At 57.7% G+C, this 22,164-nt stretch carries 21 protein-coding genes and 2 tRNA genes; 9 read left to right on the plus strand and 14 right to left on the minus strand.

Annotation, left to right across the window (positions count from 1 at the left end; translation table 11 throughout):
• Nucleotides 1–36: 36 nt before the first annotated feature.
• Nucleotides 37–399: a diacylglycerol kinase gene (locus tag AB7M23_RS12040; RefSeq protein ID WP_065760807.1), complete on the plus strand. Its 363-nt coding sequence runs from the start codon at nucleotides 37–39 to the stop codon at nucleotides 397–399.
• On the opposite strand, the gene AB7M23_RS12045 is transcribed toward AB7M23_RS12040, so the two are convergent.
• A complete protein-coding gene (locus AB7M23_RS12045) occupies nucleotides 396–1,322 on the minus strand; it encodes a LysR family transcriptional regulator (protein WP_065760806.1) in 927 nt (308 codons plus the stop codon). The genes AB7M23_RS12040 and AB7M23_RS12045 overlap by 4 nt on opposite strands.
• A 120-nt stretch (nucleotides 1,323–1,442) precedes the next feature.
• On the opposite strand from AB7M23_RS12045, the gene fpr reads away from it, so the two are divergent.
• Complete coding sequence (gene fpr / locus AB7M23_RS12050) at nucleotides 1,443–2,222, plus strand: ferredoxin-NADP reductase (protein WP_065760805.1); 780 nt, start codon at nucleotides 1,443–1,445, stop codon at nucleotides 2,220–2,222.
• 71 nt (nucleotides 2,223–2,293) lie between these two features.
• On the opposite strand, the gene tsaA is transcribed toward fpr, so the two are convergent.
• The 5 genes from tsaA to rimO all read right to left on the minus strand — a co-directional run bounded on the left by tsaA (nucleotide 2,294) and on the right by rimO (nucleotide 6,231).
• On the minus strand, nucleotides 2,294–2,989 hold the full coding sequence (tsaA, locus tag AB7M23_RS12055) for a tRNA (N6-threonylcarbamoyladenosine(37)-N6)-methyltransferase TrmO (protein WP_454240917.1): 696 nt from the start codon (nucleotides 2,987–2,989) through the stop codon (nucleotides 2,294–2,296).
• A 7-nt stretch (nucleotides 2,990–2,996) separates the two neighbouring features.
• Nucleotides 2,997–3,458, minus strand: coding sequence for a YehS family protein (locus tag AB7M23_RS12060; protein ID WP_065760803.1), 462 nt, complete (start codon nucleotides 3,456–3,458; stop codon nucleotides 2,997–2,999).
• A 49-nt stretch (nucleotides 3,459–3,507) separates the two neighbouring features.
• Nucleotides 3,508–4,218, minus strand: a complete 711-nt coding sequence (locus tag AB7M23_RS12065) for an rRNA pseudouridine synthase (RefSeq protein ID WP_099776560.1) — start codon at nucleotides 4,216–4,218, stop codon at nucleotides 3,508–3,510.
• A 118-nt stretch (nucleotides 4,219–4,336) separates the two neighbouring features.
• Nucleotides 4,337–4,807 carry a GNAT family N-acetyltransferase gene (locus tag AB7M23_RS12070; protein ID WP_330522096.1) on the minus strand — a complete coding sequence of 157 codons (471 nt, stop codon included), beginning with the start codon at nucleotides 4,805–4,807 and terminating at the stop codon, nucleotides 4,337–4,339.
• A gap of 86 nt (nucleotides 4,808–4,893) precedes the next feature.
• Complete coding sequence (gene rimO / locus AB7M23_RS12075) at nucleotides 4,894–6,231, minus strand: 30S ribosomal protein S12 methylthiotransferase RimO (protein WP_409276489.1); 1,338 nt, start codon at nucleotides 6,229–6,231, stop codon at nucleotides 4,894–4,896.
• A 266-nt stretch (nucleotides 6,232–6,497) separates the two neighbouring features.
• Here rimO and AB7M23_RS12080 point away from each other — a divergent pair, with 266 nt between their 5' ends.
• Complete coding sequence (locus AB7M23_RS12080; RefSeq protein WP_454240918.1) at nucleotides 6,498–8,396, plus strand: potassium transporter Kup; 1,899 nt, start codon at nucleotides 6,498–6,500, stop codon at nucleotides 8,394–8,396.
• A gap of 47 nt (nucleotides 8,397–8,443) precedes the next feature.
• On the opposite strand, the gene AB7M23_RS12085 is transcribed toward AB7M23_RS12080, so the two are convergent.
• The 4 genes from AB7M23_RS12085 to AB7M23_RS12100 all read right to left on the minus strand — a co-directional run bounded on the left by AB7M23_RS12085 (nucleotide 8,444) and on the right by AB7M23_RS12100 (nucleotide 12,888).
• Nucleotides 8,444–9,739, minus strand: a complete 1,296-nt coding sequence (locus tag AB7M23_RS12085) for a virulence factor family protein (protein WP_454240919.1) — start codon at nucleotides 9,737–9,739, stop codon at nucleotides 8,444–8,446.
• Complete coding sequence (mprF, locus tag AB7M23_RS12090; RefSeq protein ID WP_454240920.1) at nucleotides 9,739–12,381, minus strand: bifunctional lysylphosphatidylglycerol flippase/synthetase MprF; 2,643 nt, start codon at nucleotides 12,379–12,381, stop codon at nucleotides 9,739–9,741. Before mprF ends, AB7M23_RS12085 begins: the two co-directional genes overlap by 1 nt.
• A 222-nt stretch (nucleotides 12,382–12,603) precedes the next feature.
• Nucleotides 12,604–12,680 (minus strand) — tRNA-Met (locus tag AB7M23_RS12095).
• A gap of 131 nt (nucleotides 12,681–12,811) precedes the next feature.
• Nucleotides 12,812–12,888: transfer RNA gene (locus tag AB7M23_RS12100), tRNA-Met, on the minus strand.
• 208 nt (nucleotides 12,889–13,096) lie between these two features.
• On the opposite strand from AB7M23_RS12100, the gene dinB reads away from it, so the two are divergent.
• Entirely contained in the window at nucleotides 13,097–14,161 is a 1,065-nt protein-coding gene (dinB, locus tag AB7M23_RS12105; RefSeq protein ID WP_065760796.1) for a DNA polymerase IV, read from the plus strand.
• A 45-nt stretch (nucleotides 14,162–14,206) separates the two neighbouring features.
• Here the strand turns inward: dinB and AB7M23_RS12110 are convergent, their stop codons facing one another.
• From AB7M23_RS12110 to AB7M23_RS12120, 3 genes are all read right to left on the minus strand, one after another.
• Nucleotides 14,207–15,160, minus strand: a complete 954-nt coding sequence (locus tag AB7M23_RS12110; RefSeq protein WP_099773796.1) for a hypothetical protein — start codon at nucleotides 15,158–15,160, stop codon at nucleotides 14,207–14,209.
• Nucleotides 15,161–15,180: 20 nt separating this feature from the next.
• Nucleotides 15,181–16,896 carry a proline--tRNA ligase gene (locus AB7M23_RS12115; protein ID WP_330522101.1) on the minus strand — a complete coding sequence of 572 codons (1,716 nt, stop codon included), beginning with the start codon at nucleotides 16,894–16,896 and terminating at the stop codon, nucleotides 15,181–15,183.
• A 165-nt stretch (nucleotides 16,897–17,061) separates the two neighbouring features.
• The gene (locus AB7M23_RS12120) at nucleotides 17,062–18,327 is read right to left on the minus strand and encodes an OprD family porin (RefSeq protein WP_330522102.1); all 1,266 of its coding nucleotides are present in this window, start codon (nucleotides 18,325–18,327) and stop codon (nucleotides 17,062–17,064) included.
• 797 nt (nucleotides 18,328–19,124) lie between these two features.
• Between AB7M23_RS12120 and AB7M23_RS12125 the strand changes: the two genes are divergently transcribed.
• Both AB7M23_RS12125 and AB7M23_RS12130 read left to right on the plus strand, forming a co-directional pair.
• Nucleotides 19,125–19,550 (plus strand): HIT family protein, encoded by a 426-nt coding sequence (locus tag AB7M23_RS12125; protein WP_330522103.1) that lies wholly within the window; start codon nucleotides 19,125–19,127, stop codon nucleotides 19,548–19,550.
• 3 nt (nucleotides 19,551–19,553) lie between these two features.
• Nucleotides 19,554–19,760: a SlyX family protein gene (locus tag AB7M23_RS12130; protein ID WP_065761591.1), complete on the plus strand. Its 207-nt coding sequence runs from the start codon at nucleotides 19,554–19,556 to the stop codon at nucleotides 19,758–19,760.
• A 68-nt stretch (nucleotides 19,761–19,828) separates the two neighbouring features.
• On the opposite strand, the gene AB7M23_RS12135 is transcribed toward AB7M23_RS12130, so the two are convergent.
• The gene (locus AB7M23_RS12135) at nucleotides 19,829–20,410 is read right to left on the minus strand and encodes a cold-shock protein (RefSeq protein ID WP_099773799.1); all 582 of its coding nucleotides are present in this window, start codon (nucleotides 20,408–20,410) and stop codon (nucleotides 19,829–19,831) included.
• 327 nt (nucleotides 20,411–20,737) lie between these two features.
• Between AB7M23_RS12135 and AB7M23_RS12140 the strand changes: the two genes are divergently transcribed.
• The 3 genes from AB7M23_RS12140 to AB7M23_RS12150 all read left to right on the plus strand — a co-directional run bounded on the left by AB7M23_RS12140 (nucleotide 20,738) and on the right by AB7M23_RS12150 (nucleotide 22,134).
• Nucleotides 20,738–21,208: a Dps family protein gene (locus AB7M23_RS12140; protein WP_065761589.1), complete on the plus strand. Its 471-nt coding sequence runs from the start codon at nucleotides 20,738–20,740 to the stop codon at nucleotides 21,206–21,208.
• A gap of 263 nt (nucleotides 21,209–21,471) precedes the next feature.
• Entirely contained in the window at nucleotides 21,472–21,801 is a 330-nt protein-coding gene (locus tag AB7M23_RS12145; protein ID WP_065761588.1) for a ribbon-helix-helix domain-containing protein, read from the plus strand.
• Nucleotides 21,802–21,912: 111 nt separating this feature from the next.
• A complete protein-coding gene (locus AB7M23_RS12150) occupies nucleotides 21,913–22,134 on the plus strand; it encodes an FmdB family zinc ribbon protein (RefSeq protein ID WP_065761587.1) in 222 nt (73 codons plus the stop codon).
• The last annotated feature ends 30 nt before the right edge of the window (nucleotides 22,135–22,164 follow it).

Consider the following 22,164-nt stretch of genomic DNA (forward strand, 5'->3'; position numbering starts at 1 on the left):
TAGCCTTCAGCGTTTTTAAGGATGAAGTGGTTCTTTATGTCGCCATTCAAGGGCCAAACCGGCCTCAAGCGTATTTTCAATGCTGCTGGTTATTCGTTCGATGGCTTGCGTGCTGCCTTCACCGGCGAAGCAGCCTTTCGCCAGTTGGTATTGCTCAATGTCGTGTTGATCCCGTTGGCGTTCTGGCTTCAGGTCAGCCGTGCCGAGCGGGCGATTCTGATCGCTGTCTGCCTGCTTGGCCTGATCGTCGAGTTGCTGAACTCGGCGGTGGAAGCAGCAATCGACCGTATCTCGCTTGAGCGCCACCCATTGTCGAAGAACGCCAAGGACATGGGCAGTGCTGCACAGTTGGTGGCCTTGAGCATGGTCGGCCTGGTCTGGGCGGTAATCCTGCTTTAAGGAATGCGGGGTAGCACGATTTCGTCGCTGCGCTGCACCCCGGCCGTGAAGGTTCTGCATAGCTCCAGGAATTCGCGCATCGCCGAGGTCTGGTACTTCTGTTTATGCCAGATGAAGTAGAACTGTCGGGCGAGGTCAAGCTCGGGGGTTTCCAAGGCTACCAGGCTGCCTCGGCGAAAGGCGTCTCGCAGGGCAAGGCGGGAAATGCAGCCGATGCCCAGCCCTGATTCCACTGCACGTTTGATTGCTTCGGTATGTTCCAGTTCAAGGCGGATATTAAGTGCCGAGCGGTGGTGGCGCATCGCTTGATCGAAGGTCAGGCGAGTGCCTGAGCCTTGCTCGCGCAGAATCCATGCCTCCCGTGTCAGCTCGTCAAGGCTGGCCTGGCCGCGCTGCGCCAAGGGGTGCTGGGGGGCGCAGAACACTACCAGTTCGTCCTCGACCCAAGGCTGAACTTCCAGGTCCGGGTGGTTGCAGTCGCCTTCGATTAGACCCAGGTCAATTTCGTAGTGCGCTACCTGATGCACGATATGCGCCGTGTTCTGCACGTGCAGTTTGACCTGGCTTTCAGGGTGAACCTGCATGAAGCTGCCGATCAGCAGCGTAGCGAGGTAGTTTCCGATCGTCAGCGTAGCGCCGACAGCCAAGGAGCCAAACCCGGACTTACCATTGAGCAGGTCCTCAATTTCCTTGGCCTGGTCGAGCAGTGCGACGGCCTGAGGCAGCAGTTGCTGACCCAGTGCGTTGAGGCTGAGGCGCTTGCCGGCACGGTCGAAGAGCTGGCAACTGGATTGACGTTCAAGCTCTGTGATTGATGTGCTGGCGGCGGATTGCGACAACGCCAGTATGCCAGCGGCGCGTGAGACGCTCTGGTACTGGGCTACGGCGACGAAGACTTGAAGCTGACGAAGCGTAAATCGCATATCTATATAACCGATAAGACATATCTTGATAATTCATTTAACAGATATTGTCGCTGCCACTAAACTATTGCGCAATCGCGCTCACGGTTAGCGCCGCGTTTTTCTTCAGGAGCCCTATACATGAGCAACATGAACCACGAACGTGTTCTCAGTGTCCATCACTGGAACGACACCCTGTTCAGCTTCAAGTGCACCCGCGATCCGGGCCTGCGCTTCGAGAACGGTCAGTTCGTGATGATCGGCCTGCAACAACCTAATGGCCGTCCGCTCATGCGCGCCTATTCGATTGCCAGCCCAAACTGGGAAGAGCATCTGGAGTTCTTCAGCATCAAGGTGCCGGACGGCCCGCTGACCTCGCAGTTGCAGCACCTCAAGGAAGGCGATGAGATCATCATCAGCAAGAAGCCTACCGGCACGCTGGTCCTTGACGACCTGAAGCCGGGCAAGCACTTGTACCTGCTGAGCACGGGTACCGGCCTGGCGCCGTTCATGAGCGTCATCCAGGACCCGGAAACCTACGAGCGCTTCGAGAAAGTCATTCTGGTTCATGGCGTGCGCTATGTGAACGAAGTCGCCTACCGCGAGTTCATCACCGAGCACCTGCCACAGAATGAGTTCTTCGGCGAGGCGCTGCGTGACAAGCTGATCTACTACCCAACCGTAACCCGTGAGCCATTCGAGAACCAGGGGCGTCTGACTGACCTGATGCGCAGCGGCAAGCTGTTCAGCGACATTGGTCTGCCGCCGATCAACCCGGAAGATGACCGCGCGATGATCTGTGGTAGCCCGAGCATGCTGGATGAAACCAGTGAAGTGCTCGACAGCTTCGGTCTGAAGGTCTCGCCACGTATGCGCGAGCCGGGCGACTATCTGATCGAGCGGGCATTCGTCGAGAAGTAATCTCGCGGTTTGAACGAAAAAAAGCAGGCTTAGGCCTGCTTTTTTCGTTTTTACACCTTGCTGGTTCGGGGCTATGGCTCGCGCACGACTTCCAGCACCCGGATCATGTCCGGGTGGGGATAGTGCCAGCGCACCTGCACATCCCAGAACTTTACGCCGTAGATTCGCTCGGCGGGGGGAACCTGGTACGCCGGGCGCGGGTCTTGCGCCAGACATTGCTCGATCAGCTCTGCCAGCGGCTCGCTGAGACGCAAGGCGTGCTCTTGTGCCTGATGCAATGCCTGATCGCTCCACTGCACCAGGATCGGTGCGGGCGGGGCGCTGGCCATCGTATTCACCGCATCGCCAATGCTGTCGGCATAGGGAACGTACGGCTTGATATCCAGCACGGGGGTGCCGTCCAGCAGGTCGATACCGGAGAGGAACAACCGACCCGGTTCAACCTTCTCCAGCCTGACAACCGACTGACCGATGCCGTTAGGGCGGTGGGTGGCGCGCGTTGCGAACACCCCCATGGACTTGTTGCCCCCCAGGCGTGGCGGACGCACCTTCAGTCGAGGTTTGTCCTCCAATGCCTGATGGAACAGGAACAGCAGCCAGACGTGGCTGACCTGCTCAAGACCGGCGACTGCATCGCCCTGATCGAACGGCGGCAGCAGTTCGAGCACCCCGCGCGCGGCTGGCGCCAGTTGGGGTTGACGCGGGATGGCAAACTTTTCCTTGAAGCAGGAGTGCAGGATGCCGACGGGGGCGACACTGTGGTTCATCGGCGCCTCAACCACGTACCCGCAGGGTCAGGCCCTTGAGGAAGTTGCGTAGCAACTGGTCGCCACAGGGGCGGTAGTTACTGTGCCCGACCTTGCGGAACAGTGCGCTGAGCTCTGGCTTGGAAACCGGGAAGTCGACGGCCTTGAGAATCGCGTGCAGGTCTTCTTCCTTGAGCTCAAAGGCGACACGCAATTTCTTCATGACGATGTTGTTGGTCACCGGAAGCTCGATCGGCAGGGCCGGGCGGCTCTCGTCCTTGCCGCGCTTGAAGTACACCAGACCGTCAAGGCAATGCGCCAGGACTTCATCCGGGCAGCGGACGAAGCCTTCTTCATCCTCTTTTTTCAGGTAGGTGGCGATGTCGGCCTTGCTGACGTCCAACCCGCCCAGCTTGATGAGTTCAATCAGCTTGGCGTCGTTGATTTCCAGCAGGTAGCGCAGGCTGCGCAGTACATCGTTGTGAATCATGAGAACAATCCTGATCGGGGGCGCCACCCGAGTGGTAGCGCCTGTGGTGCTAGAACTTTTCCTGAGCCGCCAGATAGCGCCATTGGCCCAGAGGCAACTTGCCCATGGCTACGCCGCCGAGGCGTAGCCTGCGCATGCTGACAACGCTCAGGCCGACACTTTTGCACAACTGCACGATGACGCCGGGTGCCGGGTTTTTCAGTGCGATGCGCAGGCGCGTTTCGTTCTGCCAGCTGGCCTTGACCGGCGGCAGTGTATTGCCTTGCCAGATCACCCCGCGGTTCAGTCGTTCAAGGCCGTGGGCGATGATCTCGCCACTGACTTCGACGACATACTCCTGCTCAAGCTTGGCAATGTCCTGGGTGAGCTTGCGCAATACCCGCCAGTCCTGGCTGAACACCTGCAACCCGCTGGCACCTTCCTGAAGCAGCGCGGCACTCGTCAGGCGGCTGAAGTGGCCCTTGAGTGGGCGCTTACCGTAACGGTGCAGTTCGGACAGGCTGAGCGCATTGATACTGGCCAATGCGCTGTCGAGGGTGTCTTCGGGCTGTTGATTGAGCAACAGGGTGACCGGTTCCAGTGCTTCGGCCTTGGCGCCGGGCAACAGTTCGACCTGCTCGCTGCTGACCTTGTGCTGTGGTTCGTCGACGATCTGGCCGTCCACTGTGACCCAGCCACCCTCAATGAACAGCTCTGCCTCGCGTCGGGAGCAGCCGACAACTTCGATAAGGCGTTTGGAAAGACGAATGGGTTCAGACATGACGACAGCCGTGGCACAGGGAAAGGCCACCATTGTACCCGGCTGGCCCCGGTTAATCCCGGCAACATTCGTCGATAGCGCGGTTTTGCCCTATTTCGGAGTAGTACTACGTTGGCTGTCAGCCTGAAGTTAAAGGCAGTGTATGAACAAGCCTTAAGTGGAGTAGGGGGTAAGGTTGTCCCATGCCGTCGGTTTCTGACCGGCCGATGATTTCAAAGCCTTGTTTGAGATAGAAGCCTAGCGCCTGGGGGTTTTGTTCATTGACATCCAGTTGCTCGGCATTCAGGTGCTCGATGGCGTAGCGCAATAGCTGTTTGCCCACGCCCTGGCCGCGGTAGTCCGGATCAACGAAGAGCATTTCCACGCGTCCGGCGGCAACCCCGGCAAAACCGCTGATACGCTGCTGGCGGTCTTTGCAGCAGATCAGCATGACGGCGTCGAGATACTGTTTGCGCATCTGCTCGCGCAGCAGGCAGATATAGTCGTTCGGCAGAAAGTCGTGGGTGGCGCGCACCGAGGCTTCCCAGACGCGGATCAGTTCTGGGTAGTCGTTGAAGCTGGGGGTTTGAACCCGATGAAGCTGGGGCATTTCAAGGGTCTCCTCTGTGGGATGAGGAAACCATAGCCGTAAAAAAGCCCCGCCATCGCTGGCAGGGCTTTTTCAGACGCGGTTGATCAGAGGGTTTCGGCCCACAGATCGTATTCGTCGGCTTCGGTTACGCGGCACAGCACTTTGTCACCAGGCTTGAGGTCGCGGTCGCTTTCGACATAGACCACACCGTCGATCTCTGGCGCATCGAAGAAACTGCGGCCAATGGCGCCTTGCTCGTCGACTTCATCGATGAGCACTTCGATTTCCTTGCCAACTCGCAATTGCAGGCGTGCGGCACTGATTTGCTGTTGGTGGGCCATGAAGCGGTCCCAGCGATCCTGCTTGACGTCGTCTGGTACGACTTCAAGGCCCAGGTCATTGGCCGGTGCGCCTTCGACGGGCGAGTACTGGAAGCAGCCGACACGGTCAAGCTGTGCCTCGCTGAGCCAGTCGAGTAGGTACTGGAAGTCTTCCTCGGTTTCACCCGGGAAGCCAACGATGAAGGTCGAGCGAATAATCAGCTCTGGGCACTGCTCGCGCCATTTCTTGATGCGTGCCAGGGTCTTGTCTTCGAAGGCCGGCCGCTTCATCGATTTGAGCACTTTCGGGCTGGCGTGCTGGAACGGAATGTCCAGGTACGGCAGGATTTTGCCCTCGGCCATCAGTGGGATCACGTCGTCGACGTTTGGATACGGGTAGACGTAGTGCAAGCGCACCCAGACGCCAAGGCTGCTCAGTGCTTCGCACAGTTCGAGCATGCGGGTCTTGACCGGACGACCGTTCCAGAAATCGGTTTTGTACTTGACGTCGACGCCGTAGGCGCTGGTGTCCTGAGAGATCACCAGCAGCTCCTTGACGCCGGCCTTGACCAGGCGCTCTGCCTCGCTCAGCACTTCGCCCACCGGGCGGCTGACCAGCTTGCCACGCATCGACGGGATGATGCAGAAGCTGCAGCTGTGGTTGCAGCCTTCGGAAATCTTCAGGTAGGCGTAGTGGCGGGGCGTCAGTTTGATGCCTTGTGGTGGCACCAGGTCGATCAACGGGTTGTGGTCCTGCTTGGGCGGAACCACCTCGTGGACGGCGTTGACCACTTGTTCATATTGTTGCGGACCGGTCACGGCCAGTACGCTTGGGTGTACGTCGCGAATGGCGCCTTCTTCGACACCCATGCAGCCGGTGACGATCACCTTGCCGTTTTCGGCAATGGCTTCTCCGATCACTTCCAGCGACTCGGCCTTGGCCGAATCGATGAAACCACAGGTGTTGACCACTACCACATCGGCATCCTGATAGGTGGGCACGACTTCGTAGCCTTCCATGCGCAGTTGGGTCAGGATGCGCTCGGAATCGACCAGGGCCTTGGGGCAACCCAGGGAAACAAAGCCAACCTTGGGCGTGGTGGGCGTAGGGGTGGTGGACATGACTAACCTCGGTGTTGAAGAGGTTGCCAGGCCGAATGGCGCGACAACCTTGGCGGGCGTTTGGGCGCCTCTGATCAAAAAGTGCGCAATTCTAGCGAGCGTAATCCCACTTGACCAGCAGAAATACGACGAACGCTGCGCTATGCTTCGCGGCGTTGTGCCAGCGTTGATGTCAGCTGCTGCGGGTCACCGTTCGCGGATTGCGTAAATGCTAGCATCTGGCGCGAATTTCTCAGGCTTCAGGGTCTTGGTTGCGGGAGTGGTTGATGGTTCAGGCAAGCAGTCATGCCGATACCGGGCAGTCGGCGGCAAAACCGCTAAGCCTGCTGGTGGCAGCGGTCGGGGTGGTTTACGGTGATATCGGGACCAGCCCTTTGTACACCCTCAAGGAAGTCTTTTCCGGCGGCTATGGGGTGCCGGTCAACCATGATGGAGTACTGGGTATTCTGTCATTGATCTTCTGGTCGCTGATTTGGGTTGTGTCCGTCAAGTACGTGCTGTTCATCCTGAGGGCTGATAACCAGGGTGAAGGCGGGATCATGGCGCTGACGGCGCTGGCCCGACGAGCGGCGTCTCCGTATCCGAAACTGCGCACGTTACTGGTGGTGTTTGGTTTGTTCGGTGCGGCGCTGTTCTACGGCGACAGCATGATCACCCCAGCAATCTCGGTACTGTCGGCTGTCGAGGGGATGGAGTTGGCCTTCGAGGGCATCGGTCATTGGGTCATTCCTGTGGCGCTGATCGTTCTGGTGGGGCTTTTCCTTATTCAGCGGCATGGCACGGCGCGAATCGGCATTTTGTTCGGTCCTGTGATGGTTGCCTGGTTTCTGGTACTGGCTGCGCTTGGCGTGCATGGCATTGTTCAGCGGCCTGAAGTGCTTCAGGCGCTCAATCCCCTGTGGGCGGTACGCTTCTTCATTGTGCATCCCGGTATGGGCGTAGCGATTCTTGGGGCGGTGGTGTTGGCGTTGACGGGCGCTGAAGCGCTGTATGCCGACATGGGGCATTTTGGTCGCAAGCCCATTGCACGGGCCTGGTTTGCCCTGGTGTTGCCAGCGCTGGTGCTCAATTACTTTGGTCAGGGTGCCTTGATCCTGGAGACGCCGGATGCCGCACGCAATCCGTTCTATCTGTTGGCACCGGACTGGGCACTGATACCTCTGGTCGGTTTGGCGACGCTGGCGACGGTCATTGCCTCCCAAGCGGTGATTTCCGGGGCATTTTCCCTGACTCGCCAGGCGATCCAGCTTGGCTATGTGCCGCGTATGCACATCCAGCACACCTCCAGTGACGAGCAAGGGCAGATCTATATCGGCGCCGTGAACTGGTCGCTGATGGTCGGTGTGATTTTGCTGGTGCTCGGTTTCGAGTCCTCGGGCGCCCTGGCCTCCGCTTACGGTGTAGCCGTGACCGGGACCATGCTGATCACGACCTTGCTGGTTTCTGCTGTCATGTTGCTGTTGTGGAAGTGGCCACCGGTTCTGGCTGTACCGGTATTGGTCGGCTTTCTCTTGGTCGATGGGCTGTTCTTTGCCGCCAACGTGCCGAAAATTTTCCAGGGTGGCGCATTTCCGGTCCTGGCGGGTATTGCCCTGTTCATGTTGATGACCACATGGAAGCGCGGTAAACAGATTCTGGTTGAACGGCTGGATGAAGGAAGCCTGCCGCTGCCGATCTTTATCAGCAGTATCCGCGTGCAGCCGCCCCATCGGGTTGAAGGTACTGCAGTGTTCCTCACTGCACGGGCGGATGCCGTGCCCCATGCGCTGCTGCATAACATGTTGCACAACCAGGTGTTGCATAAACAGGTCGTGCTGCTGACTGTAGTCAACGAGGATGCGCCGCGCGTGCCTGCCCAGCAGCGCTTTGAGGTCGAGGCCTACGGTGAGGGCTTCTACCGGGTCATTCTGCACTTCGGCTTCATGGACGAGCCAGATGTGCCTGCAGCACTGAAGTTGTGTCATCTCGAGGAACTGGACTTCAGCCCAATGCGCACCACCTACTTCCTCAGCCGGGAGACCGTTATCGCTTCGCGTCTTGTGGGGATGGCGCGGTGGCGTGCGACGGTGTTCGCGTTCCTGCTGAAGAATGCCAACAGTAACTTGCGCTTCTTCAACCTGCCGCTTAACCGTGTGATTGAACTGGGAACCCAGGTCGAAATGTAACGGGCAAAAAAAACGGGCTCCGCTGGGAGCCCGTTTGCACAGTCGACTTACTGTTGTTCGGCGACGCTGGTTTTACCTTGACGGTTTTCGATGCCGTCGATCAGGCGTTTGGCCAGGGCCGGGTAGTTCTCGTCGAAGTGATGGCCGCCCGGCAGCTTGAGCCGCTCGCCAACGGCCGTACTTTCGGTACAGCCACTTTCGTCGGTTTCCTCCAGGCCATAGACACAAAGCACCTTGGCTGCGGGCAATTTGGCCATTTCCGGGCCGGTTGGCGCCTCTTTGCCAGCATTGCCCAGCCAGCCTTCGACTTCGATTTCAAAGCTGCCGCTGCGGGCAAAGGCCAGCAAAATCACTGCGTCAATGCGCTTTTGATCTTCGCTGGGTAAGCGGTTGTAGATTGCCGGCAGCACGTCGGCGCCGAAGGAGTAGCCCGTCAGTACGAAGCGCTTGGTGCCCCATTTCTGGCGATAGTGTTGCATCAACTCGGACAGGTCGACGGCGCTTTGCTCTGGAGTTTTGTGCTGCCAGTAGTAACGCAGGGTATCGATACCTACCACCGGGTACCCCAGTTTGGCCATTTCACCCGCGACGTCCCGGTCCAGGTCGCGCCAGCCGCCGTCACCGGATAGGAACAGCGTTACGGTGTCAGCCGTTTGCCCGGCAGGTACTTCAACAACCGGGATGCTCATGGCGTTGCCGTCCTGACCAATCAGTGCCTGGGTCAGTTGAGCCTTGAGTACTTGAGGCAAGTGGACGTCGTAGTCGCTGATGCTGGTTTCTGCATTTTGCTGATCACGGACGAAGGCCGCACTGGCGTCATCCGGATTGTCGTTCCAGGCCACGCTCCAGTGGCCGTGCGCGGCTGACTTCGGCAGAGGGGCAGGGCAGCCTGCCTGCTCAAGGGTGAAATCGACCGAAATCGCCTGAGCCTTGTCGTTTGTCTGTTCGGACAGCCAGCGCCATGCCTGTGCGGCGCCAGGGCCGATGCCCGCAACCAGAGTGGCGTCGCCCTGAAGTTGCTTGAGCGCCTCCTGCACCACCTGCTGCTGTTTAGCGCAGTCGGTGACCGGTAGGATCACTTGAACGAGTTGGGCGCTGCCACTCTGGCTCAGGTCGAGCAGTTGTTTATCACTCAGGGTTTGATCCTGAGGGACGGCTACGAGCACGCGGGCCTTGGCTTGGGTGCCAGGCGTTGTACGGGTCACGGGGCTACCGTCCTGCAGTGACAGGTGTTCCAGTTGTGCCTGTGGTGCTGGTCGTGTCCAGAGCCAGAAGCCCAAGGCGGCGGCAATCAGGGCTGCCACCAAGGTTGTCAGTGCGTACAGCCAATAGCGTCGAATCATTAGCGTTTCACCAATCCAGTCAGGCCGCCGGCGATCAGGGCGGCAGTGTCGGCCAGCGCTACCAGCGGATCAAGTCCTGCGGGTACGGCCATGTAACGGGGTTCCCAGTCGGGCTGGAACTTGTCTTTGAAGCGGCGCAGGCCCTGAAAGTTGTAGAGTTGTTCGCCGCGCTGAAAAACCAATGAGCCCAATCGTTGAGTCAGTGGTGCGCCACGCCGTGGTTGCAGCCCGGACAAGGGCACCATGCCCAGGCTGAAACGAGCGTAGTCATGTTTTTTATAGTGTTGGATCAGGCCGATCATCATGAACTCCATGGTCAGCTTCGGTGCTTCTGGGTGTGCGCGCATCAGGTCAAGGCTGGCCAGTTCATGGCTGTGGGTTTCCAGCAGGTTGGCGAACGCCACCGGACGGCCTTCGAACCGGATCAAGGCAATGCGAAAGTGCTGCAGGTAATCGGCGCTGAAGCGGCCCAGTGAGAAGCCTTTCTCACGTACGTTCTTACCGGTCAGCCACGCATCGGATATGACCTTCAGTTCTTCCAGCGGTGCTTCTCCTGGTTCATGAATTTCCAGGGTCAGGCCGTCCCGACCGCCGCGGTTCCAGGTGTAGCGCAGATCCTTCATTTCCTTGCCCTTGGCTTCAAGGTCGAAGCGCTTGAGGTCGACGCGTGCTTCTTCGCCCAGCTTGAGTGCGGTCAGGCCGATGTCCATATAGAACGGCAGGTTCTCCGCGCGTACCTGATAGAACACTGGACGGGCGTGGTGAACATCGCAGAGGTCGCGGAACTGCCAGATCATCTCGGCACGTTGTTGAGCAGGGCCGATGGGGTCATACAAGGCGACCAGGCTGCGGCCGCGACGTGCATACATGAGGAAGGCATTGTTATCGGGGTGAAACAGCAGGGCCTTGTCGCCGGTCAGGGCCAGGCCACCGTCGGGCTGGTCCGATGCGAGCAGGATGTGCTTGGCGCGCTGCAGTTCGTCGTCGTTTGGCAGGTGAATGACAGGCCTGGCGGTGCGCAGTAGCCACGTGAGTGCCACGATCACCAGCACTACTGCGCTGCCCAGCGCCGAGCGCAGGCCTCGCGGTGCATCAGCATCCAGGGTGAATTGCCACCACAGTTGATGGCTGTAAGGAACGTCCTGATAGGCGAATAGCAGAAGCCAGATCGAGGCGCCCAGTACGCAGGCGCTGGCGACAACGTAGACAGGTGAAAACGGTAACTCCAGAAGGCGACTGGGGCGATAGAACGAGCGACGAAACAGCGCCAGCAGGCATGCGGTGAGGATCAGAATGCTGGCTTCTTCCCAGTCGAAACCCTTGAGCAAGGACAGCAAAGCGCCCACCAGCAGCAGGATGGTGGTTAGCATCCAGGCTGCCGAAAGGCGCCGACGCAACCCTTGGGCCAGCAGTAGGCAGAGTACGCCAACCAAACTGGCACCGAAGTGAGATGCGTCGATTAGCCGATGGGGTACCAGGAAGCCCATGTGTTCCAGGCGGGTGTCAATCTCAGGGGTAGCACCCGAAAACAGCAGGACCACACCGGAAAGGAACACCAGAACCGCCAGTACTGGCGCGGCAAGGCCGGAGGCCGCCCGCATGGCTTGACGGGCAAAAAGAAAGCGTCTCGCCTCGGTGGCCAGCAGCGCTACGCAAGCCAGCAGCAGAGGAAGCACTACATAGATCAGTCGGTAAAGCAGCAGTGCTGCAGCCAGTGGGGCAGCACCCAATTGGTTGGCGAAGGCTGCCAGCAGAATGGCCTCAAATACACCAACGCCGCCGGGAACATGACTCAATACACCAGCAGCCAGTGCGATGAGGTACACCAGCAGGAAGGCACCAAAGGGCGGTGCTTCTGGCAGGAGCAGATAAAGCACTGTGGCTGCAGCGGCGACATCCAGTGCAGTAATGACCAGTTGCAGTGCGGTCAGTCGAACGCCTGGCAGGCGCAAGGTGCGTCGACCAATCTGAACCAGCAGGTTATCGGTAATGGGCTGTTCGGGCAGGCGTCGACGGTAAAGGCCAAACGCAAGGAGCGCGCTTAGCGCGAGAACCAGTACCGCAAGGCTCGCCAGCAGGTTCGCTGGCAGGCGCAGCGCCATAGACGCAGCGTGCAGGTCGCTAAGGGTCGCGAGCGCGGCCAGCGGCGGTAGCGCGCAACCCAGGGAGAGGCTGGCGAACAAGGTCATGCGCGCCACCTCGGACGCTCCCAGACCATGCCGCGCATAGAGGCGATAGCGCACGGAGCCACCAGACAGCAGCGACAGGCCAATGGCGTTGCCAATGGCGAATGCAGTAAAACCGCCCAGTACCAGGGTTTGGGGGGCGAGCTTCACATTTGCATAGCGGCTGGCCGACCACTCATAACCGAGCAGGATGATAAAGCCGATCAGGGTGGCCAGCAGTGCGCCACCAAGTGATGGCAATGGAATACTCAGCAGTGAGTCGTGCAGCGCATAGATATCCAGCTCATTGAGCATGTGCCGACAGGCCACCAGGGCAATGCCGAACAGCAGCAAGGTTACGGTCAGGCCAATGGGCTGGCGGTACTTGCTGACCCGCTCAAGCCAGCGCAAGCGCTGCGGCGCAATTGGCTGGGCTGCAGTTACCGAAGTCTCGACGTCAGTGGTGTGAGTGCGCATCAATCACCTATTGGATTGTGCGCGACAGGATGGAAGTACCCAGTCAAGTTACCAATCCCTGTGGAATATATTTACAGAATATTACCCTGTGATGACGCTTATGCGATGCACCGGGTTGGTTAAAGAAGTTTCATGCTGCCCTGTAGTAGGGCGGAGAAGGGTTGCGTATGACGAGCGCAAAAAAAAAGGCCACTTTTTTCAAAGTGGCCTTTTTCAGACGTTTGGTTGCGGGAGCCGGATTTGAACCGACGACCTTCGGGTTATGAGCCCGACGAGCTACCAGGCTGCTCCATCCCGCGTCTGTGGGGCGCATTCTACAGCGTTGGCTATTGCTGTCAATGCTTAATTATTGAATTTCAATGGAAAACCCTGTGGGGCTTTTTTCGGCGCAAAGAAAAAGGCCACTCTTTCGAGTGGCCTTTTCTTAATCTGGTTGCGGGAGCCGGATTTGAACCGACGACCTTCGGGTTATGAGCCCGACGAGCTACCAGGCTGCTCCATCCCGCGCCTGTGGAATGAGATTCTACAGTTTTGCGCGATGCTGTCAATAGCGATGTGGAAAAAAACCTTTTCGTTCAACTATTTAGCCAGCCTGTAATGCCCTGCGAGGCAGGCGGGCCATGGCCTGTGCCGGGTTTTGCATCCTGTCGGGTGCACGGTTCGGCAACAGGGTGAGATACTGCGAGCACTCTTTTTACGGGTTGCTTGGCCAATCATGCCTCAACGCAAGATCATCCATATCGACTGCGATTGCTTTTATGCCGCCATCGAAATGCGCGATGACCCCCGCTTGGCGGGTCGGCCTATGGCGGTCGGCGGCGCTGCCGAGCGGCGAGGGGTCATTGCGACCTGTAACTATGAGGCCCGGGCCTTCGGTGTGCGCTCTGCCATGTCATCACGGCATGCGCTAAAGCTGTGTCCAGACCTGTTGATCGTCAAGCCGCGCATGGATGCTTATAAAGAAGCATCGCGTGAGATACAAAACATCTTCCGCGACTACACCGATCTCATCGAGCCCCTGTCTCTGGATGAGGCTTACCTGGATGTGTCAGACAGCCCGCACTTTTCCGGTAGCGCCACGCGCATTGCCGAAGATATCCGTCGGCGGGTTTCCCAGCGTTTGCACATCACGGTCTCGGCGGGAGTGGCGCCCAACAAGTTTTTGGCCAAGATCGCCAGTGACTGGCGCAAACCCAACGGTTTGTTTGTGATTACGCCTGCGCAGGTTGAGGAATTTGTCGCGGTGTTGCCGGTGAGCAAGCTGCATGGTGTCGGCAAGGTAACGGCGGACAAGCTCGGTCGGCTGGGCGTTGTCAATTGCCTGGAGTTGCGCGATTGGAGTCGCTTGGCGCTGGTGCGCGAGTTTGGCAGTTTTGGCGAGCGACTTTTCAATTTGGCGCGGGGCATTGATGAGCGCGCCGTGCAGAATGATTGTCGGCGTCAGTCGGTCAGTGTTGAGAACACCTATGATGCCGACTTGCCCGATCTGGCAAGTTGTCTGGATAAATTACCCGCATTGCTGGATGCACTGGCAGGTCGCATGGCGCGTATCGATAGCAGTTATCGGCCGGGTAAACCGTTCGTCAAGGTCAAGTTCCATGACTTTACTCAGACCACGCTGGAGCAGGCGGGGGCAAGCCGCGACTTGGAGAGCTATCAGCATCTGATGAGCCAGGCATTTGCCCGTGGCGGCAAGCCTGTGAGGCTGCTTGGGATTGGGGTGCGCTTGCAGGATTTGCGCGGGGCGCATGAGCAACTAGAGCTGTTTTCGCTCGATTGAGGTGGGGCACGTCAGGCACGTACCCACTACTCATCGGTCAGGTAATCAGTGAGCGCCAGGATCGGCAACCAGACGGCCGGCTTCTGTGGTCAGTGACTTGAGGAACTCCTGCTGCAGTTCTGGATCGTTGCGGGTCAGCTCGATCAGGCTCTGCTCCAGTTCGCTCGCCTCTTCTTCCATGCCCAGTTCTGAAAGACGCTTGACGCGATGAACCCATTGGCTGACTTCATCGTCTTCCAGGTCGTCGAAAATCAGGTCGTGGGCTTCTACCAATTTGCCACGCAGCGTACTGCTGAGCAGCAGGCTGGCATCGGCACGGACGTTGTTTTCCTCATCGGTTACTTGCAGATGCAAGGTGCCGACATGGCTGAGGTTTTGGTCGGTGAAGGGGTCGTCAAGCAGGTTCAGGCGCAGAATACCGTTACGGTCGGTAGTCAGCTCATGTGTCAGCTTGCCTGCCTTGATCTCCACGGGGCGTTCGCTCCAGGGCAGGCTGGTTTTTTCCTGGCGCTTGTCCTTCTGAACCTCATCGATAGCGGCCAGATTCTGCTGGGCGCGACCGTTGGATTGTGTGTTCATGAATGGGTTCAGGCCAGCGAAGCCATAGCTGAGCCAGTCGTGAGTAACGCTGTCTGGCAGATTGCCCAGTGTGAAGACGTTGACGATGTTAGCGCCTGCACCGGCTACCACCGCGACCGCACCCAGCGGGATCTCATAGATTTCCCGCCAGGGCTGATAGGGGGTGTAGCGATCGTAACGACGCGTCACTTCAAACTCGGTGACTTCGAAGTTTTTCTGCTCTTGAATGCGCACGCGGCGTTGTGGCAGCTCAAGCACCTTGGGCTCCCCGACATCGATCTGCAGGCTATGCTCGAGCAATTTGCGCTCGATGCGCTCCTCGTGCTCGCTGCGCTGGGACATCTGATTGGCGCAGCCGCTGAGGAGCAGGGCACCGCACAGTGCGGTGCCCCCCAAGGTAAAGGTACTTCGCTTGAACATGATTACTCTTGCGTTGGCTGTCAGCGACGGATACGAGCTTGCAGGAACGACAGGGCATCGGCCAGCGCCAGAGGCTGAGCGTCGCGTTCGGTGCGGTGCTTGTACTCCAGGTTGCCTTCGGCCAGGCCGCGATCACTGATTACGATCCGGTGCGGGATACCGATGAGTTCCATGTCGGCAAACTTGATGCCTGGGCTGGTCTTCTTGTCACGATCGTCCAGCAGGACCTCGAAGCCGGCAGCGGTCAGGTCGGCATACAGTTTGTCGGTTGCTTCACGAACCTGCTCAGTCTCATAGCGCAGCGGTACCAGGGCGATCTGGAACGGTGCCAGGGTATCGCTCCAGATAATGCCGTTTTCGTCATAATTCTGCTCGATTGCAGCCGCAACGACACGGGATACGCCAATGCCGTAGCAGCCCATCGTCAGGGTTACAGGCTTGCCGTTCTCGCCCAGCACCTGGCACTTCAGGGCTTCGCTGTACTTGGTGCCGAGTTGGAAGATATGCCCGACTTCGATGCCGCGCTTGATTACCAGAGTGCCTTTGCCGTCAGGGCTTGGGTCGCCTTCCACGACGTTGCGCAGGTCAGCGATCTGCGGAACCGGCAGATCGCGCTCCCAGTTCACGCCGAAGTAGTGCTTGTCGTCGATATTGGCGCCGATGGCAAAATCGCTCATCAGGGCTACGGAGCGGTCGATAATGCACTCCAGTGGCAGGTTCAGCGGGCCCAGGGAGCCGGCGCCAGCACCAATGGCGTCGCGCAGTTCGGCGTCGCTGGCCATGACCAGCGGGTCAGCGACCTGCTCAAGTTTGGCGGCCTTGATTTCGTTCAGTTCGTGGTCGCCACGTACAACCAGGGCAACCAGCTTGCCTTCTTCGGCGCCATGAACGATCAGGGTCTTGATGGTGCGCTCAATCGGCAGTCCGTGGCCTTCGACCAGTTGGGCGATGGTCTTGGTATCTGGCGTATCGACCAGGCGCAGTTCCTGGGTAGGGGCAGGGCGAGCCGTTTCCCGTGGAATCGCTTCGGCTTTTTCGATGTTCGCTGCGTAGTCGGAGCTGTCGCTGAAGATCACATCGTCTTCACCCGACTCGGCCAGTACGTGGAACTCGTGGGAGTAGGAGCCGCCGATGGAGCCGGTATCGGCTTCTACCGGACGGAAGTTCAGGCCCAGGCGGGTAAAGATATTGCAGTAGGCCTGGTGCATGCGGTCGTAGGTTTGCTGCAGGGAAGCCTGGTCAGTATGGAAGGAGTAGGCATCCTTCATGATGAACTCACGGCCACGCATCAGGCCGAAGCGTGGGCGGATCTCATCACGGAATTTGGTCTGGATCTGGTACAGATTCAGTGGCAGCTGTTTATAGCTGTTCAGCTCGTTGCGGGCCAGATCGGTGATGACTTCTTCGTGGGTTGGGCCGACGCAGAACTCACGGTTGTGTCGATCCTTCAGGCGAAGCAGCTCTGGGCCGTACTGCTCCCAGCGGCCAGACTCCTGCCACAATTCGGCAGGCTGGATGCTTGGCATCAGCACTTCCAGGGCTCCGGCAGCGTTCATTTCCTCGCGCACCACGGCTTCGACCTTGCGCATTACCCGCAGGCCCATCGGCAGCCAGGTATAAAGGCCGGATGCCAGCTTGCGGATCATGCCTGCACGCAGCATCAGTTGGTGGCTGATGACGACTGCATCGGAAGGGGTTTCTTTCTGGGTGGCGAGCAAATATTGACTGGTGCGCATGGTAGGCCGTTGTCGGTTGCTTAACTGAAATGACCCGCATTGTACGGGCGGGATTCGGTGACGTACAGGATGGTGGCGGCTGAAACTGCAGCTATCTGTTTGCAATAAAAGAAAAAGCCCGGCAATGCCGGGCTTTTTCGTACTGATTACCGGTAGCCGAAGGGCTTACAGGATGCTCAGCGGGTACTCGACGATCACACGTACTTCGTCGATGGATGGCGAACCGTAGTAAACGCCGTCTGCGGAGCGGTAGGTCGCCTGGCGAACACGGAAGCTCAGGTCTTTTGCTGGGCCTTCCTGCAGGACGTACTTCGCTTCGATGTTACGCTCCCACTCTTTGCCGTTGTTAGTACCTTCTACGTTAGCATCGGTACCACGGATATAGCGGGTCATGAAGCTCAGGCCTGGAACGCCGTAGGTGGCCATGTTCAGGTCGTAGCGAGCTTGCCAGGATTTTTCGTCTTCAGCGTTGAAGTCGGAGCGTTGTACCGAGTTGGCCAGGAAAATGGTACCGCCACCATCAACGCCATAAGCGTAGTCACCGTCACCGGTTACACGCTGATGGGCAAGGGTGAATGTATGAGCGCCAATGTTGTATGCAGCCGAAAGGCTGAACGCACGGTTGTCAAGTTTTTGACCGTCATACGCCGTGACGTTGTTAGCGCCTTCGCCTTTGGTGTCATAGATGTTGAAGTCGAATACCAAGCCTTGCGCGTCGCTGATCGGCAGGCTCCAGTTCACGTTGGCGTAGTACTTGCGCCAGTAATCTTCTACTTTCGAATAGTACAGGCTGGTGCTCAGGGTGTCGGTGATTGCGTAGGTGCCACCGAGAACATCGGCTTTTTTCAGGTGCAGGCTGTCACGGTCGGTTTGATCTTGGGCGTTGATGCCAGTGAAGTGACCGGCGTGCAGGGTCAGGCCTTTGATTTCGTTGCTGGTGATCAGGGCGCCCTCTGCAACTTCAGGCAGCAAACGGCTGTCGTCGGTAGCGAGAACCGGCAGCGCGGTGAACTGGTCGCCGACTTTCAGAACGGTGTCAGAGATGCGGAGTTTGACTGCGCCACCACCCTCGGAGTAGTCGTCTTGCGAGCGACCATCAGAGCCCGTCGGGAACAAGCCGGTGCCTGCACGGCCTTTGCCGCTGTCCAGTTTCAGACCCAGCAAGCCAATGGCGTCTACACCAAAACCAACGGTGCCTTGGGTGAAGCCCGATTCAAAGGTACCGATGAAGCCTTGGCCCCACTCTTCGCGGCGGCTCTGGCCACTGTCGTTATTGCGGAAGTCACGGCTGAAATACAGGTTGCGAAGTTTGACGTTCAGCGCGCTGTCTTCAACAAAACCCTTGGATTCATCCTGGGAAGATGCCATTGCCAGTTGTGAGGTACCCGCGGCTACGGCCAGGGCGATAATGCTCCACTTCATCACGCGCATCGTGACTTGCTCCTTTGGTTTTTAGGAAGAGTTGCTGCCAGCCCAACTGGTTTTTTTATGCGGGCGGCTCTTTCTTTTTTTGCGTCGGCGGAATGTATATCACGCTGACGCATGTTGGCGATACTTGCGAAATGAACCTTTCGGTAACTTTACGGTCATGTCGCAAACAGTGTTGTCCCTGTCGCAAATCACGTCCCGGTTTTACGGGGCGTAGAACTCCAGCGCTGTTTTGGGCGGCTTAAGGATAGGTAAAAATAATCTAACCCTCGGCGCCAGCAACTCCCTGGTTACCCATGCAGCTGTTGTTATCTGTCGCACTCACCGTGTTCAGGATGGTGCTGTGTCGACTATGGTCAGCAATGGATGCAACAAGCGTGCACAAATCAGTGCCGGCCTCACAAATTTTTCACCTTTTTTTACGAAAACGCCTGCAAATGCCGAAAACGCGGGGGGCTAAGATCGCTTGGTTTGATCGGTTCTGCACTAATGACATAAGGCTTTTTTCGGGTTTTCACGTGGGCGTTACTGTCGGCGCAACGGGTGTTGGGTAGATTTTGGATACTCGCTGCATTCGGCTGGAGCGGGTGGCGTCATTTTGGTGCGAAAAGTAGCGCTTCTGTTACCGTTAGATTGTTAGCTATGTAACTAAGGGGCTTTTGTTTCAATAAATTGGCGCTGCTGATGCGTGTGGCCTTGATCGGTCGTGCTCTGTCGGATGAACAGCGGTATTCTGCGTGTAGTGGTCTGCTTGGTGTCAATGCAAGTGAGACGGGTTATCGACTGTCGGGAGATGTGCCGTGTTTGTTCTGGATCCGCGCCTTGAACAGGATACGTATGTGCTGGGTGATTTTCCGCTCTGCCGTCTGTTACTGAGTAAGGATGCGAACTACCCTTGGTTTATTCTGGTGCCTCGCCGTGCTGAAGTCAGTGAGTTGTTTCAGCTTGATGGGGGTGATCAGCAGCAGCTCTGGAAGGAAACGACTGAGCTGGCTGAAACCCTCAAAGACAGCTTTGCCGCAGACAAGATGAATGTGGCAACGCTGGGGAATGTGGTCAGTCAGTTACACATGCACGTCATTGTTCGGCGTCGGAGTGATCTGGCCTGGCCTTCGCCGGTGTGGGGGCATTCGCCTGCCAGTCAGTACACGGCAGAGCAGCTTGCCGAAATTCGCCAGCGCCTGAAGATGGCGCTGGATGATGATTTTCAAGTCGTGGAGGGTTGAGCCATGTCGCTTGAGTTAAGAATCATGGAGCTGGAGAGCCGCCTGGCATTTCAGGACGACACCGTTCAGGCATTGAATGATGTGCTGGTCGAGCAGCAACGTGTGGTTGAGCGCCTGCAGTTGCAAATGTCGGCGTTGCTCAAGCGCTATGAGGAGATGGTAGGTCAGTACCAGAGCGCTGAAGAGGAAGCGCCGCCTCCGCATTATTGAGAGCACCGTTCAACGGGTACAAAAAAACCGCGATCAGCCAGGCTGTCGCGGTTTTTTATTGTATGCAATCAGCGGCGTGGTGCGGCAATCACGTCTTCTGCCTGGAGGCCCTTGTCGCGGTTCATGACCGAGAACTCGACACGCTGGCCTTCGACCAGTACTCGGTGGCCTTCCCCGCGAATGGCGCGAAAGTGAACGAAGATGTCATCGCCAGAGTCGCGGGAAATGAAGCCGAAGCCTTTAGAGGTGTTGAACCACTTCACGGTGCCTGTATCACGATTGCTCATATCGTAGTTTGGGGCTTGATTGTGAAGGGGGCGGGTTTTTACCAGGTTTGCGATCAGGTGGGTAATGACTGCAAGCACTGCGCAGATCAGGGCGGGCAGGCTTCCCATGTCCTGGCGGGCAAGCAGGGTGATGGTTTGCAGAACCACTGCCAGTACCAGCAGTGCGCTTGCCAGTTGTTGCAGGTGCTGACGAGGACGCGGCAGCGTTGCAACAGGAGCCAGGGTCAGGTTGAGCAGGCCGAAGAGTGCCAGGTAGACGGCGTCCGGTTGCTGCAGGAAAGGTGCCGCATCGGCTCTCAGGCTGGGTATTAAGGACAGCAGCAAAGCGGCTGCGCCCGTCAGGATGTGGACGATCTTGAACATGGTGGTTGGCTCACATTGTATAAGGAGGATCACAGGAAGAGCTGGCTCCATGGCGCGCAGGTGCACATTAGGGCGCAAAAACATGGAGGAGCAGCCTATGCGTCATGGCCTGGATGATTGGTAATGACAACACGCTACCTATTTAACAGCAAAGCTTGGGGGTTCTCAAATCGGCGGTCGGCGGCGGCTCATATGGCATGAGGTTTGGCCGATTCTGCCGCTGCAATCTGTCGCAGGTCTGCCGGGAAGGCTGCAGGGGTAGGCGAGTCTTGGTAGAGTGGCAAACATACCTGCTTGATGAGCAGGCACCATAGGAAGGGGAATGACATGGCAATTGATATCGGTATCAGTGAAGAAGACCGCAAATCTATCGTGGAAGGTTTGTCCCGTCTGTTGTCGGATACGTATGTCTTGTATCTGAAAACGCATAACTTTCATTGGAATGTCAGTGGTCCAATGTTTCGTACGCTACACCTGATGTTTGAAGAGCAGTATAACGAATTGGCCTTGGCCGTGGACTTAATTGCCGAGCGTATTCGTGCGTTGGGCTTTCCTGCGCCGGGAACTTATTCCACCTATGCGCGCCTTTCTTCCATTAAGGAAGAGGAAGGCGTGCCGTCGGCTGAAGAAATGATTCGTCAGCTGGTGGAAGGCCAGGAGGCGGTCGTGCGGACCGCGCGCGGCCTCTTTCCGTTGCTCGACAAGGTCAGTGATGAGCCGACCGCCGACCTGCTGACTCAGCGTATGCAGGTGCATGAAAAGACCGCCTGGATGTTGCGTGTGTTGTTGGATAAGTAATGTTTGGGTGTTAATCAGGCAATATTTCCTTATCTGATTAAAAAGCCTGGCCCTTTAGGGGTCAGGCTTTTTTATTTATAACGCTGTTGTCGGTGCGCAGGGAAGTGTTTCGTCGGTAGAATTTTTATCTCGTGTCTGGCGGATTGCTCCTACGGCAATAGCGTTTTGTTCTTCTAGAATGAAAATTATGTTCGGCGCTTTATAAGAGGGCGTGCGGCGTTAGTCGCTTATTTGTTCTCTTATTTATAAAGCGTGGTACTGATATGTCTCGAATGTTGAGTCGCGATGCTCGAGGAGCACTGGGCTTTCACGGCGTGACCGTTGATCCGTTCGAAGCGGATTTCAATATGAGCCTGGCACAACCGCTGTCGCGCTCGGTGCGCTTGAATGGCTTTGCGACCTGCCTGCGACTGGAGGAGGTCTACTGGAAGATTCTTGAGCGTATTGCGGTTGCCAATGGTTGCACGGTCAATTGCGTGCTCTCTTATGTGGACCGGGAGGTGCACCTGCGCCATGGTGGCGTGAAAAATTTCAGCGGTCTGGTGCGGGTCATTTGCGTGGTCTACCTGCTTGGCAGGGCTGCCGAGGCCTAGAATCATTCGCCCGGTGGGATGCTGGCGGGCTGCACAGGCTTCCTTAACCATATATAATCGCGCTTTTTACTGCGAGGCGTAGGCCCGCAGCGTAGTTAGCGAGACGTCCTCATGCCCCTGTACGACTATCAATGTGCTTCCTGCAATCATCAGATGGAAGTGCTTCAGAAGATCAGCGCTGCCCCACTGACCGACTGTCCGGCCTGTCAGGCGCCAGCGCTGAAAAAGCTGCTGTCCGTGCCAGGCTTTCGCCTGAGCGGTACCGGTTGGTACGAAACCGATTTCAAGACCGGCGCGAAAAAGAATCTTGCAGGCGGCGACAAGGCTGACTGAGTTGAACTGCACCGGCAGGGTCTTGCACTA

The sequence above is a fragment of the Pseudomonas sp. HLS-6 TE3448 genome (assembly GCF_053629555.1).